General features: G+C 45.8%; 13 protein-coding genes and 1 tRNA gene. 3 read left to right on the top strand and 11 right to left on the bottom strand.

What is annotated here, in order from left to right:
- Positions 1–288: 288 nt before the first annotated feature.
- Together JR334_11035 and JR334_11030 are read right to left on the bottom strand one after the other, a co-directional pair.
- The gene (locus tag JR334_11035) at positions 289–1,563 is read right to left on the bottom strand and encodes a cupin domain-containing protein (protein QRN85464.1); all 1,275 of its coding nucleotides are present in this window, start codon (positions 1,561–1,563) and stop codon (positions 289–291) included.
- Between the two features lie 174 nt (positions 1,564–1,737).
- On the bottom strand, positions 1,738–2,700 hold the full coding sequence (locus JR334_11030) for a GTP-binding protein (protein ID QRN85463.1): 963 nt from the start codon (positions 2,698–2,700) through the stop codon (positions 1,738–1,740).
- A gap of 729 nt (positions 2,701–3,429) precedes the next feature.
- On the opposite strand from JR334_11030, the gene JR334_11025 reads away from it, so the two are divergent.
- Positions 3,430–4,590: an iron-containing alcohol dehydrogenase gene (locus JR334_11025; protein QRN85462.1), complete on the top strand. Its 1,161-nt coding sequence runs from the start codon at positions 3,430–3,432 to the stop codon at positions 4,588–4,590.
- A gap of 443 nt (positions 4,591–5,033) precedes the next feature.
- Here the strand turns inward: JR334_11025 and JR334_11020 are convergent, their stop codons facing one another.
- From JR334_11020 to JR334_10980, 9 genes are all read right to left on the bottom strand, one after another.
- A complete protein-coding gene (locus JR334_11020; protein QRN85461.1) occupies positions 5,034–5,696 on the bottom strand; it encodes a bifunctional phosphoribosyl-AMP cyclohydrolase/phosphoribosyl-ATP diphosphatase HisIE in 663 nt (220 codons plus the stop codon).
- Positions 5,693–6,451 carry an imidazole glycerol phosphate synthase subunit HisF gene (hisF, locus tag JR334_11015; protein ID QRN85460.1) on the bottom strand — a complete coding sequence of 253 codons (759 nt, stop codon included), beginning with the start codon at positions 6,449–6,451 and terminating at the stop codon, positions 5,693–5,695. The genes JR334_11020 and hisF overlap by 4 nt, the downstream gene beginning before the upstream one ends.
- A 1-nt stretch (position 6,452) precedes the next feature.
- Positions 6,453–7,181 (bottom strand): 1-(5-phosphoribosyl)-5-[(5-phosphoribosylamino)methylideneamino]imidazole-4-carboxamide isomerase, encoded by a 729-nt coding sequence (hisA, locus tag JR334_11010; protein QRN85459.1) that lies wholly within the window; start codon positions 7,179–7,181, stop codon positions 6,453–6,455.
- A complete protein-coding gene (gene hisH / locus JR334_11005; GenBank protein ID QRN85458.1) occupies positions 7,178–7,789 on the bottom strand; it encodes an imidazole glycerol phosphate synthase subunit HisH in 612 nt (203 codons plus the stop codon). Before hisH ends, hisA begins: the two co-directional genes overlap by 4 nt.
- Positions 7,790–7,839: 50 nt before the next feature.
- Positions 7,840–8,433, bottom strand: coding sequence for an imidazoleglycerol-phosphate dehydratase HisB (hisB, locus tag JR334_11000; protein ID QRN85457.1), 594 nt, complete (start codon positions 8,431–8,433; stop codon positions 7,840–7,842).
- Between the two features lie 29 nt (positions 8,434–8,462).
- Positions 8,463–9,779 (bottom strand): histidinol dehydrogenase, encoded by a 1,317-nt coding sequence (gene hisD / locus JR334_10995; protein QRN85456.1) that lies wholly within the window; start codon positions 9,777–9,779, stop codon positions 8,463–8,465.
- A gap of 21 nt (positions 9,780–9,800) precedes the next feature.
- Positions 9,801–10,481: an ATP phosphoribosyltransferase gene (locus JR334_10990; GenBank protein QRN85455.1), complete on the bottom strand. Its 681-nt coding sequence runs from the start codon at positions 10,479–10,481 to the stop codon at positions 9,801–9,803.
- On the bottom strand, positions 10,471–11,640 hold the full coding sequence (gene hisZ / locus JR334_10985; protein QRN85454.1) for an ATP phosphoribosyltransferase regulatory subunit: 1,170 nt from the start codon (positions 11,638–11,640) through the stop codon (positions 10,471–10,473). The genes JR334_10990 and hisZ overlap by 11 nt, the downstream gene beginning before the upstream one ends.
- Positions 11,641–11,724: 84 nt before the next feature.
- Positions 11,725–12,021 carry a hypothetical protein gene (locus JR334_10980; protein ID QRN85453.1) on the bottom strand — a complete coding sequence of 99 codons (297 nt, stop codon included), beginning with the start codon at positions 12,019–12,021 and terminating at the stop codon, positions 11,725–11,727.
- Between the two features lie 185 nt (positions 12,022–12,206).
- Between JR334_10980 and JR334_10975 the strand changes: the two genes are divergently transcribed.
- Positions 12,207–12,299: transfer RNA gene (locus JR334_10975), tRNA-Ser, on the top strand.
- A 188-nt stretch (positions 12,300–12,487) separates the two neighbouring features.
- Positions 12,488–13,312, top strand: coding sequence for a hypothetical protein (locus JR334_10970; protein ID QRN86924.1), 825 nt, complete (start codon positions 12,488–12,490; stop codon positions 13,310–13,312).
- Positions 13,313–13,464: the final 152 nt, after the last annotated feature.

Raw genomic sequence — 13,464 nt, 5'->3', positions numbered from 1 at the left:
TTCCCCCCGATTCATATCCCATTTTAACCGATATGTCCTTTATCCACAAAAAGGGGCAGTCTAAAATAGACTGCCCCTAACCAGTACTTTCCGTATGCACATAAAAAGTTATCTAGAACTTTCCCAAACAATCCAACCAGCAATAACTGCCACGCCACCAGTACCTCCCCAAATACCAGTCGCATCAGATCATGAATGCATCCACTCATATCATAAGAACATACCACAAGGGTCCTCGTCCTTTTTCGACTATCTATCTATTTCAGTTTTTCCTACTCTACTACTAACTTACTTCTCTTCTTCCGGAACAATACACATAAACTCCAACGGCACACTTCCCGTATTCCGAAACTGATGTTTAGTACCACCAGGCAAATAGGCGTAAGAGCCCTTTTCAATCGCTTCTTCCCTATCATTCACAAACAAGGTACCCTCACCAGAAAGCACCAAATTAATATGTGGCCAATCATGGGCATGCCTAGGCGTATGACCACCCGGTTCAACCGTAAAGAGCCGCATCGCATAACCATCCCAACCATTCTCCGGTCCAATCAAACGACGCATCCAAGTAGCTTTCGCTTCAACACTATCCACCTGAACATTCTCGACATCCTCAATATGTCCCACAGTAGGAACTGCCATACTCTTCTGCCCCCTCTTTTCAATACGTATCGTAACCTTAGGCAAATTAATCCGTTCCTTAACCATCTCCATGATCTCCGCATGGCGGATATCCCGGATACTAGGAAAGGCACGAACAATGTGACGGAACTGACGAATCCGTCCACTCACATACAAGGCCTCATACCGATTCATCGACTGCTTCAACTTAACCCGGCTCTCAACACCCACCTGAGACATATGTTCAGAAAATTCTTCCATACCCTCATGTAGCTTGCCACGACGAATCGCCGTCTCAACCCGTAGATAGTCTAAGCCCAACTCAGGCAAGGACTCAATCCGTTCCCTAAGCTCTTTCGCCGCCTCAGCCAACTCCAACACAAAGCGTCTAAGACGAATCGCCAAATCAACACTCTTCGTAGCATCCACAACAAAGTACAGAAATACCACCAGCGTCAAATAGTCAAACAAGGGTCTTGCCAGAACCAAATTCTTGTTCCAACCCAAAAAGCTTAGCAGCAAATAAAGAAGCGAACCACCGATTCCCCAGTAAAAAGAAAATCGCAGGCAAATATATCCCTTCACATTAAAAGGCCGGTCCGAATAATCCCACCAACGTTGGCGAAAAAACAACATCAAGAGCGCGCCCACCAAAAATTCCAGCACCGTAGACAAAACAGCCACCAAAACAAACAAGGTAAGCAGGTTCTTCAGATTGTAAACGAACGAATGCAGCCCAAACATAGAAGCTGCAAGAATTATACTTGTAACACCGAGCCCATAGATGGGACAAAATGGTCCAAAAAGGAACCCACGGTTTACAAACCGTTTTTCTTTTACGTAGGCATAAGCCACTTCCAGCAGCCATCCCAAAAAAGAATAACCCACGAAATACCAAAATAGTTCAAGGAGACTGTATCCTCCTACTATTGCGTCCAACATGGACCATCCCCCCCTAAAACTCCCAACAAATAATACCATAAATAAAGGACAAATTCACCTCTTTTTTTTGGTGATTTGCCCTCATGGAATACATATTATCTTAATCCTTCTAAAAACAGCCATCTCCACGCAAAAGAGATCACACGCCTAGGCAAGACGCGCCCCACATCCCTCTTAATCCCAATACTCCTTACCCTTCTCGGAAATCTGAAGCGCAGTGCCCACATAGGCCTGCCAAAGCGCCTCAATCTCGTCCTTTATGTCGCCCTCAGAAGAAATAAGCACCAAATCAAATCCCTCAATCTTATAGTCCGACGGAGTATAATTCACCCCCGTATCCAAACCAGAAACCAGCATTACACCCCGATCCGTATTGGCATACCCCTTATAACGGTAGGACAACTTGGCCGCCCTCTTCGAAAACTCCACCAGCTTCTCGTAAGGAACCGGCTCCTTACCCGCAAGTAAATAGTTAAGAGGACGCAAAATACTCTGCTCAATATTTTGAACCTGGGCATTCAAGCGACTCACCTCACCCTTAAGGAAAGACAAAAACATCTCTTCATCAATCTTTCCAAAAGACGTCACAAGAACCGGCGCCGTCGGATTCAACTCAGCAACCATACCCTGAACCTCTTCTAGTTCCTCCTTGGTCACCAAGTCCGCCTTATTAATAACCAAAAACTCACTCTTACTAATCTGAGAACGTACCGCATTCAAAGACTCCACCAACATCATGGCCTTGGTCGGATCCACAATACAAATCATACCCTTATACTCATAGTCCTCACTCGCCCTATTTTCCACATTGGCTAAAATATCTTGAATATTATGCGGATTTGCCATACCCGACGTTTCCACAATCAAGTGGCGAATCGGCAACGTCAAATACTCACAAATAGAATCCACAAAATTACCACTCACACAGCCACAAAAGACCTGACCATTATTAATCTCCACAACCTCATATCCCGAATCCGTCGTAATGATCTGCCCATCCACATTGATTTGACCAAACTCATTCACGATCAAGCCAACCTTTTCCTTGGGAAGCATGTTCAGAATTTCCTTCAAAAAAGTCGTCTTACCACTACCTAGAAATCCCGTAATAAAATACAAATATACCGTTTCCTTCATAATCCTGTCCCCCATCTGTATCATTTCTTCGAAAACACGACACCAAAACAAACTTCCCATCGGCATCACCGGTACAAGCCTTCTTGCCTTACCCCGCTATCACTAGATGAAGCTAGCCCTGCCTAGAGGTGCACCCTCAATCGTCTAACGAACGTCCCGGCCCCTCATCTGGCCCGAGTCGCCTAGGCCCAATCCAAACTAGATTCACACCAATCGTTTATCACCAATATATCCGACAAACTTTTCCCTATACTCTATTATGGACCGAGCACCTCTCTTCTTCTATAGATAGAATTCAAAAATTTAGCCCCTAAAACGCCATCCTTTCGAACATTCATACAAGACTGCCCGTCAAGCCACCACAAGATTGCCACAAAATTGCCACAAGATTACCACTACCAATTTGGCCAACACACCTCCACACAAGACGAAAACAAAAAATACCAAACTATTTCCACCGAAAAGAAAAAGCTCTTTTCCAATTCTTTGACCTAAAGGCAAACATGCTTTAAACTATAGTAGTCGCAACTATTAGCATAAACAGAAGGCAGTAAGTCTGAGTCGTAAAACAGAAACATCCACACCGAAGGCAGACACCGGTTGTGCAAAATATACTAGTTAAAAAATCTAACATGCACTACAAGAGATTGTATCTAAACGCATTTCTGTCGTTTCATTTACCCTACTCAGTTCTTTTGCCATTGTAACTTTTTTATTAAGGAGAAAACTATGCAAAATTTTGAATTTTACAACCCTACCCGTATCCTGTTTGGACAAGGCCAAATCAAGAATTTGGACGCGCAAATCCCCAAAGATGCAACTGTACTCATACTCTACGGAGGCGGCAGCATCAAGAAGAACGGAATACTAGACCAAGTAACCAAAGCACTCGGAGACCGCAAATATCTTGAATTTTCAGGTATAGAAGCAAATCCCAGTTACTATCATCTAATCAAATCACTCGATATCATCAAAAAAGAAAAAGTCGACTTCCTACTCGCAGTAGGCGGTGGCTCCGTCATCGACGGCACCAAATTTATCAACCTGGCTGCCAACTATGAAGGAGATGACCCCGTTGATTTACTCTTAAACCCAGAGTCAATAAACTCCATAAAAACCTCAACACCCATCGGAGTAGTCCTGACCCTACCAGCAACAGGCTCAGAAATGAACCGCACTGCTGTCATAAGCTACGACAAAGGAAAGTTCCCCGTATTCTGTGAACTCAACTTTCCGAAATTCTCAATACTAGACCCGACGGTAACCTACACCCTGCCTGCCACGCAAGTGGCCAACGGCATCGTAGACACCTTCATCCATACCGTCGAACAATACGTTACCTATCCCAGTGAAGGAAGATTCCAGGATAGAACGGCAGAAGGCATCCTGCAAACCCTCATTGAAATTGGTAAAAAAACCATCGACAACCCAGAAGACTATGATGCCCGCGCCAATCTCATGTGGTGTGCCACCATGGGACTAAACGGACTAATCGGTGCCGGTGTTCCCCAAGACTGGTCTACCCATGGCATCGGTCATGAATTAACGGCCCTGTTTGGAATCGACCACGGAAAAACCTTGGCCATCCTCCAACCAGCAATCTGGGACGTAAGAAGAAAACAAAAACACGAAAAACTACTTCAATACGCCGAGCGCGTTTGGGGAATAGAAATTAAAGACGAAAAACAAGCCATCGACCACGCTATCGCAGAAACCAGAACTTTCTTTGAAAGTCTAGGCATAGCAACCCACCTTTCCGATTACGGCATCGGCAAAAAGGATATCGACTTAGTTATCGCCAACCTAGAAAAGCATAACCAAACAACATTATCCGAAACCGGTGACCTAGGTCTAGACCAAAGCCGGGAAATCTTAGAGAAATCTCTCTAGATTTCTAACCCGAAGGCCATCGCTAACATATGGCCATCAACAAATAAACATAACCACAAAGAAGGGCTTATCCCAACAGGATAAGCCCTTCCTTTATTCTCATTCATCTGTTTTGCTCTTATTCTTATTCTTATTCTTATTCTTGTTCCTGTTCCTATTTCTATTCTTATTCTTGTTCCTGCTCTTGTTCTTACTCTTAGTCTAATTCTTGCTCTAACCTATTTTCTTACTCTTACTCTTACTCTTACTCTTATTCTTATTCTTGTTCTAACTCACACTCATTTTTCTTTTGTTTTTTGTTTTTTGTTTTTTGTTTTTTATCTTTTGTCTTCTATTTTTTATCTTCTGTTTTTTATCTTCTGTTTTTTATCTTTCACTTCTAGGCCATTGTTCTGTATCATTGGCTCTAGTGGCACTCTACCGCTAGTGGCTGCAATTAGGCATTATCTACGTCTTTTCAGTTCCTCTGCCAGTTTCTCCAAAGGAACTTCCTGTTCTGCCAACATCACCAATAGGTGGTACAAGAGGTCTGAAACTTCGTAAGCCACTTCAGCTGGATCCCTGTTTTTGGCAGCAATCACTGATTCCGTACACTCCTCGCCTACCTTTTTAAGGATCTTATCGATTCCCTTTTCAAAAAGATAGGTCGTATAGGCACCTTCCGGCATCTTCTCTTTACGATCATAGACTACTTCATTAACCTGTCCCAGCATCTGTCCCAATTTCACTCCGCCATTGGGCGTATAGTCTGGAAGCTCTTCGCCCGTACCATCTGGATTCAAACGGTTATGAAAACAAGTCCGCATGTCTTCATGACAGGCTTTTTTGTTTCCCTGTTGGTTGACCTTAATCAAGAGGGTATCGGCATCACAGTCGTAGAAAATTTCCTCTACCTTTTGGATATTGCCAGACGTAGCCCCCTTATTCCAAAGCTGCTGACGAGATCTTGAGTAGAACCAAGTCTCTTCGGTATTCAAAGTCTTATTCAACGATTCTACATTCATGTAGGCCATCATCAAGACATCTAGATTCTCCGCATCCTGAATAATCGCTGGAATCAATCCCTGTTCATCATATTTAATCTGGCTTAAGTTCTGAATTTTCATGGTCTTACGTGTACCCCTCTTTCTAGTAAATAGTCCTTCGCCTCTTGTATCGTATACTCCCCATAATGGAAGATGCTTGCCGCAAGCACAGCACTCGCTTCTCCTTCCACCAGTCCTTCATAGAGATGCTCTAAGTTGCCAACACCTCCGGATGCAATAACCGGAATCTTCACCGCTTCTGAAACGGCCCGAGTCAATTCCAAATCGTAGCCCGCCTTGGTACCATCTGCGTCCATGGACGTAAGCATAATCTCTCCTGCACCCAGGCTCTCCACTTTCTTGACCCATTCTATCACATCTAGGCCAGTAGGTGTCCTACCTCCGTTAATATATGGTTCCCATTTACCAGGAGACACTCGTTTCGCATCTACCGCCACCACGATACACTGATTGCCAAAACGCTTTGCCCCCTGCGTAATCAGGTCGGGATTTAGAATCGCCGGTGAACAAATACTCACCTTGTCCGCCCCAGCCTGGAGCATCGCATGCATATCCTCAACCGTCTTTAGTCCCCCACCTACCGTAAAAGGAATAAAAACCTGGTCTGCCGTCTTCCGAACCATATCTAAGACAATATTTCTCTTTTCATGAGAGGCCGTAATATCTAGAAAAATCAGCTCATCCGCCCCAGCCGCATCATAAAACTTAGCCAGTTCCACCGCATCACCGGCATCCCGGATGTCCACAAAATTGGTTCCCTTCACCACTCTGCCCTTGTCTACATCCAGGCAGGGTATTATTCTTTTGGCTAACATACTACCCCTTTCTGGCAAGCAATACAGCTTCGGCAAAATCCAACTTACCCGAGTAAATCGCTTTACCCGTAATCACGCCTTCCACCCCGTATGGTTCTATCTCCATGAGCTTCTTAATATCCTCCATGGAAGCAACACCACCCGAAGCAATCACCTTAAGACCCGTATTCTCGGCTAGTTCCCTGGTAGAATCCACATTACAACCCTCTAAGGTTCCATCCAAGGAAGTATCTGTAAATATAATTCTTTCCACGCCCAGCTCTTTCATTTCCAAGGCAAGTTGCAGGGCTTCCACACCAGAATCCTCATCCCAGCCTTCCACAGCCACCATGCCATCCTTCGCATCCAGGCCTAGTACGATGCGTTCTCCATATACCGCACAGGCACAAGCAACCAGTGCCGGATTCTTAACCGCAGCCGTTCCCAAGATTATTCGGTCCACACCCATATCAACTAGGCGCTTGATGGTCTCCATATCCCGAATGCCACCGCCTACTTGTACCGGAATACTAAGCGCATTCACAATACCTTGAATGGCCTTTTCATTCTGGGGACTTCCCGCAAAAGCACCATTTAGGTCTACCACATGCAAGAGCTCCGCACCCAGGCGCTCCCAGTTTTTCGCTGTCTCGAGAGGATCATCCGAATATACCGTTGCCTCATCCATACGCCCCTTGTAGAGCCTGACGCATTTTCCGTCCTTTAAATCGATTGCCGGTATCACCATCATCTTGCATCTACCATCCTTCCAAAATTCTCCAAAATCTTAAGCCCAATCTGGGAGCTCTTCTCCGGGTGAAACTGAATGCCCACCACAGAATCATTGCCCACCACAGCCACCTTCTCACCATCATACTCTGTCGTAGCCAAAATAATATCCTTATTCTTCGGCACCACATGGTAGCTATGCACAAAATAAGTAAAATCCCCCGACTGAACTCCTGCAAGCACCGGATGATCCTTTTTAATAATCAACTCATTCCAACCCATATGAGGCACCTTCAGGTCGGTCACGATGGGCTCACAAGCCCCCTCGAAAATACCCAAACCTTCCGTACGACCCTTCTCTAGGCTGTATTCAAATAGCATCTGCAAACCCAAACAGATGCCTAAAAGAGGTATCTTTCTTTTTGCCACCTCGCAAATCACTTCTGCCAGTTGCTTTTTTCTAAGCATCTCCATGGCATCTTTAAATGCACCAACACCAGGAAGCACCACACCATCTGCAGAAAGAATACGCTCCGGATCGTCCGTCAACACCGTTTGGATGCCCACCTTTTCAAAACTCTTTTGTACGCTCCTAACGTTGCCTACCTCATAATCTACTATCGCCAACATGACTTTACTCTCTTTCTATATCCAAATCTAGTAAGACTCTTTTCTTTGGTTTACAAAAGACCCTTCGATGAAGGAATCTCCGTACTGCCCGCTTGAAGTGCTACCGCTTTTTTAAGGGCCCTAGCCAGCGCCTTAAAACAGCCTTCAATAATGTGATGGGTATTGCTGCCCGCCATCTGCACCAGGTGCAAATTAATCTTAGCACTCATGGCAAAGGCACGCATAAACTCCTCTGCTAGTTCCGTATCAAACATCCCAATCTGCTCCGCTGCAAGATGCACATCATAATTTAGATAGGGTCTGCCAGACAGATCCACCGCACAAATAATCAGCGCTTCATCCATGGGGAGCATAATATCCCCATACCGGGCAATGCCCCTCTTCTCTCCCAGGGCCATGGTAAATAACTCTCCCAAGACGATGCCGATATCCTCCACCGTATGATGGGCATCTACTTCAATATCTCCCTTGCAGTCTAGCGAAAGATCAAACTGTCCATGTTTCGCGAGCAGGGTCAACATATGATCAAAAAACGGCACACCCGACGTACCTTCAAAGAGTCCACTTCCATCTAGGTCAAGTCTCATATCAATATCTGTTTCCTTGGTAGTCCGTTTCCGTTCGGCAAGTCGTTTATCTTGCATGCTCCACTCCCTCCGGCGATAGCGCCATCTTACTTTTCGATTGAATCCATACGAACCAATACACTACGTGCATGGGCATCTAGCCCTTCCTTGCTCGCAATCCTGACTACATCCTCACCACACTGCATGAGTCCCTCTTTGGTATAGGCTAGAAGACTCATCTTTTTCTGGTAGGTATCTAGATTAAGGGGCGAGTAAAAACGAGCTGTGCCCGACGTCGGTAGAACATGATTCGGTCCCGCAAAATAGTCTCCCAAGGGCTCTGGCGTATAATTGCCTAAAAAGAGGGCCCCCGCATTCTTGATGCGACCAACCCAGGAAAAAGGTTCCGCCACACATAGCTCCATATGTTCTGGTGCAAAATCATTGGCAAGGCCCACAGCCTCTTCGATACTCTCGGTTACAATCATCGCACCATTGTTTGTAAGAGAAGTAGCAGCAATTTCCTTTCTAGGAAGAATCGCCAGCTGAAGCGCCAACTCCTTTTTAACCCTACTTACCAATTTATTTGAATTGGTAAGTAGGATAGCAGAAGCAAGCTTATCATGTTCCGCCTGGGACAAGAGGTCTGCCGCAATAAAGGCCGGATTTGCAGAATCGTCTGCCACCACTAAGATCTCACTCGGTCCAGCCAGCATATCAATATCCACCGTTCCATACACCAATTTCTTGGCCATGGTAACATAGATATTTCCCGGTCCCACAATCTTATCGACCGGCTTCAGTTCTCCCGCGCCATAGGCAAGGGCTGCCACTGCTTGGGCACCACCAACCTTATAGATCTCCGTCACCCCAGCTAGATCCGCTGCAACCAAGGCATAGGGATTCATCCGGCCGTTCTGGTCGGGCGGAGACACCATGACGATTTCCTTAACGCCTGCCACCTTGGCCGGAACAGCGGTCATAAGGACCGAGGACGGATAGGCCGCCGTACCACCAGGAACGTAGCAACCCACCCGGTTTAAGGCCCGAATAACCTGCCCTGTGGTATTACCATATACATCGGTCTCCATACTAGAAGGCCGCTTCTGTCTGGCATGGAAACTGGCAATGTTATCATGTGCTCTTCTAAGCGATTCCACTACCTCGCCTTCTACCTGCTCATAGGCGAGCACCATCTCTTCTCTGGTCACCCGGAAATTGCTCTCAATGATTCCCGCACCGTCAAACTTCTTCGTATATTCAAACAGCGCATCCATTCCACGCAGACGCACCTGCTCTACAATCTCCCGGGTAGCAGCGAGTGCCTCCTCATTTACTTCATGGGAACGAGCGAGGATCGAAGCCACATCCTTCTTATTCTTGCTGGCCACCGTCTTGATTTTTACAGAACCTTTATCAAACATGACTGTCTTTCTCCTTACTTCCTATTTCTCTGTTTCTGGATTATCTGCCAACAAGCTTTTCATGCGGTCCACTACCGCCACAATCTTTTCATTTTTCATGCGATAGCTCACCCGATTGGCAACGAGTCTCGCCGTGGCGGGAAAAATCTGCGCTACTTCCACCAAGCCGTTCTCACGAAGCGTAGTCCCTGTAGATACAATATCCACAATCATATCCGACAATCCAATCCGTGCTGCCAATTCCACATTGCCGTGCAACTTGATGATCTCCATCTGCATACCCAAAGACTTAAAATAGCGGTCTGCAACATGGGTAAACTTGGTCGCCACCCGGTGTTGGGTAAAATCGGTCAGGGGAAACTTGCCATCAACACTACACTTGTCTCTTAATTCTTCCGTCACTGCCACCGCAAAACGACAATAACCGAATCCCAAGTCCGCCAGTTCAAACACATCTGCCCCAGATTCCTCTAGCGTGTCCTTCCCGACCACCCCGATATCGGCCACACCATACTCTACAAAAGTAGGCACATCCGTCGGTTTACAAATTAGATAGGTCACACCTTCTTGGGCAAAATCAAACATCAAGGTACGGGCATTGGGATCTACTCCCTCTGTTGGAAGACCAGATTGCTTCATAAATTCCAATACTTCATTTCCCAATCTTCCCTTGGGAAGGGCTATGGTCAGTCTATTCTCCATCGTCATCATTCTCCATCACAAAGAGACGCTCAATCCCTTTTTCTTCCATATAGGCAGCAGCCTCCGCGAGGTCAGCACTAGTCAAATCAATCTCGACCCGCATGCCCTCGTCTCTTAGCTCTCTTGCTTTTTTCACAATCTGGGCATAATCATCGCCCAGAATCAGGACATCCTTTTTATCTTTTTCTTCCACTTCTTCCCTAGCAATCATGACCCGCTCTACGCCCATCGCAAATCCTACTGCCGGGGCTTCAAAGCCAAACATGCCCAAGAGGCCATCGTAGCGTCCCCCGCCACAAATGGGGTGACCGATGCCCTCCGCATACCCTTCAAATACGATTCCTGTATAATAGGAAAAGCTTCGTAAAATACTAAAGTCAAAAAAGAACTTATCGCCATAGCCATACTCACGCACAACCTTAGCCAATTCCTTGAGCCCAGCAATGGCCGCCTGGTACTCTATCCCATCGCTATAGCCCTTAATTTCATCCAAGATTTCCTCGCCGCCATTTTTTCGGACCAGTTGCATAAAGACGCGGGCCTTTTGGGGGTCAGCATGCTTTTTCAGCAAGGCCTCAAGACCCACAAAGTTCTTTTGGATTACCAACACCCTTGCCTCTACAACCAAATCCTCATCGGGAAGCATCTCCCTTAGGAAACCTTGGGTAATATTAATCTCACCAATCCCAATCTTAAACTCTTTAATCCCCGTCTTCTCAACCGACTCCATGGCCAAAAGAAGTATTTCCAGATCTGCCATCAAGTCATCGGAACCAATCAATTCCACACCCACCTGGGTAAACTCGCGCTGGCGTCCTACTTGAACCGCCTCATAGCGGAATGTAGATCCGGTATAGGATAAACGGAAAGGAAGCCTTCTGTCTCGCAGTCTAGAAGCCACCATCCGGGCAATCGGTGTCGTCACATCTGGTCTCAGGGCAAGAATCTGTCCTTCTCGGTCAATCAGCTTAAAAACCTCTGAAGAATCCATTCCATCTCGTTCAACGACATCATAGTATTCCAGACTCGAGGTCCCTACCTCCTCATACCCATAGGAAGTAAAATTATCCATCAATTCATTGATTAATCTTCTCCGTTTTCTGGCTTCTCCCGGAAGCACATCCTTCATACCTGGTGGTATGTTCCATTTATTCTTCATATCCAACCTCTTTCTCTACTTTAGCTCGCTAAAGCACTAAATCATTAAAGAGATATTACCACAGGGAAAATACCCTGTCAACCACTACTTTTTAAAGCCCTTATCCAATACCAAATGATACCCATCCGCCCCATACTGCAAACACTTCTTGACGCGAGAAATCGTGGCCGAACTGGCACCCGTTTTCTCCTCAATCTGCGAATAGGTAACATCCTCATCCAAAAGCCTGGCTACCACCAAGCGCTGGGCCATGGAATGCAATTCACTCACTGTACAAAGATCCTCAAAAAATCGATAGCAGTCTTCCTCACTTTCCAAGGCAAGAATAGCCTGAAATAATTCATCGATCATAGGATCTTTAAAACGACTCTCATAACTCATGAAAACACCCCTTCTTTCCAGCGTAGATAACCGCCTTGCATAGTCTCTATGGCTATTGTACCCAATCTATCGACCGAAATACAGATTTTTCACCTTGAAGCGACATATAAAAAGACTCGTCATCTTGACACAGCCCCTGCATACTGGTATAAATAGCCTAGACCAAGCTTAAAAGTAGCATACCCGGAGTGGTATCGAAGTGGTCATAACGAGAGCGACTCGAAATCGTTTGGTCGGTGTGAGCCGGCCCGTGGGTTCGAATCCCACCCACTCCGCCATAAAAACGCCTATCCTATACTTGGACAGGCGTTTTTATTATAATTACACCAAAGACAAGCACGCCCGCACTCCCCGGCGCACAGTGGCCAAGGACACTTCTAACATCCTAGCTCAAGCTACAAACGATCCTAGTTGATAAAAAACCGATTTTAAGGGACAAGTAGATTCAAAGAAAGGAAGGTTACCCATCTTGATTCCACTAGTATGTATCGTCATAATCATAGTCTTTTTCAAACTCCCCTATTCCAAAACCGCCTCTGCCTTTCACAAGAAGGTTGAACAAAAAAAAGAAGCGGCAACACTAGAGCCAGCACGCTTCACCGAAAGGGATATCCAAGAACTGCCTATTGCCCTACAAAGATATTTCAGATACTGTGGCTTTCTCGGAACACCCAAGATGTCTTCCATGACAGCCAACTTTCACGGTGTGGATTTTGTAATATCGGAAAAAAAGACCATCCAGATTGACTATACCCAATACAATCTTGTTGCAAAGCCTGAACGCTTTGCCTACATCTCCTCTAGCCTATATGGCATACCCTTCGAAGGGTATGACGCCTTTGAAAACGGTATTGGAAGCATGAAAGGCATCCTTGCAAAACAAATCACCCTGTTTGACCAAGGCGGAAAAGATATGGACAGAGCATGCCTAGTCACCATACTGGCAGAATGTCTTCTTGTCCCCCATGTCGCTTTACAAGACTACATATCTTGGGAAGAAATCGACGATACCCATGCAAAAGCAAGCATCTCCTACTACGGCATCTCTGCGGAAGGAATTTTCACCTTTGACCCAAGCGGCGCCCTCGTGTCCTTTACAAGCAAGGACCGGGTTGCCACCGACATGAAAGGAAATAGTAGAACGGTACCTTGGAGTGCCACCATGAGAAACTACCAAGAAAAAGATGGTATCCTTAGGCCAACCCTACTACAGTCCTTCTGGCATTACCCAGAAGGAGACTGCTGCTATTTTAATGAAAACCAATCTCCTGTTGAGATCGAGTTTCAGTAGTCAGATTTCTCTACCCCCTAAAAATTCCTACGCCAATTGGCCAACAAATTTCCACGCAGTGCCTCCATAAAACGCGCTTTTGTGGTATCATCTGTTATAGTAATACTATCATTTAATTATTCATACCATAACTGGACTCAATGAAAACAAGA

It is taken from the genome of Clostridia bacterium, assembly GCA_016887505.1.
Taxonomy (GTDB): Bacteria; Bacillota; TC1; order TC1; family UBA5767; genus UBA5767.
Note: the sequence above shows the minus strand (reverse complement) of the source record. Positions and strands in the feature narration are given on the sequence as shown.

Bases quoted from the DNA above. Each gene is read 5' to 3' on its own strand.
- JR334_11035 (QRN85464.1), bottom strand. From the start codon at position 1,563: ATGTTGGACGCAATAGTAGGAGGATACAGTCTCCTTGAACTATTTTGG.
- JR334_11030 (QRN85463.1), bottom strand. From the start codon at position 2,700: ATGAAGGAAACGGTATATTTGTATTTTATTACGGGATTTCTAGGTAGT.
- JR334_11025 (QRN85462.1), top strand. From the start codon at position 3,430: ATGCAAAATTTTGAATTTTACAACCCTACCCGTATCCTGTTTGGACAA.
- JR334_11020 (QRN85461.1), bottom strand. From the start codon at position 5,696: ATGAAAATTCAGAACTTAAGCCAGATTAAATATGATGAACAGGGATTG.
- hisF (QRN85460.1), bottom strand. From the start codon at position 6,451: ATGTTAGCCAAAAGAATAATACCCTGCCTGGATGTAGACAAGGGCAGA.
- hisA (QRN85459.1), bottom strand. From the start codon at position 7,181: ATGATGGTGATACCGGCAATCGATTTAAAGGACGGAAAATGCGTCAGG.
- hisH (QRN85458.1), bottom strand. From the start codon at position 7,789: ATGTTGGCGATAGTAGATTATGAGGTAGGCAACGTTAGGAGCGTACAA.
- hisB (QRN85457.1), bottom strand. From the start codon at position 8,433: ATGCAAGATAAACGACTTGCCGAACGGAAACGGACTACCAAGGAAACA.
- hisD (QRN85456.1), bottom strand. From the start codon at position 9,779: ATGTTTGATAAAGGTTCTGTAAAAATCAAGACGGTGGCCAGCAAGAAT.
- JR334_10990 (QRN85455.1), bottom strand. From the start codon at position 10,481: ATGGAGAATAGACTGACCATAGCCCTTCCCAAGGGAAGATTGGGAAAT.
- hisZ (QRN85454.1), bottom strand. From the start codon at position 11,640: ATGAAGAATAAATGGAACATACCACCAGGTATGAAGGATGTGCTTCCG.
- JR334_10980 (QRN85453.1), bottom strand. From the start codon at position 12,021: ATGAGTTATGAGAGTCGTTTTAAAGATCCTATGATCGATGAATTATTT.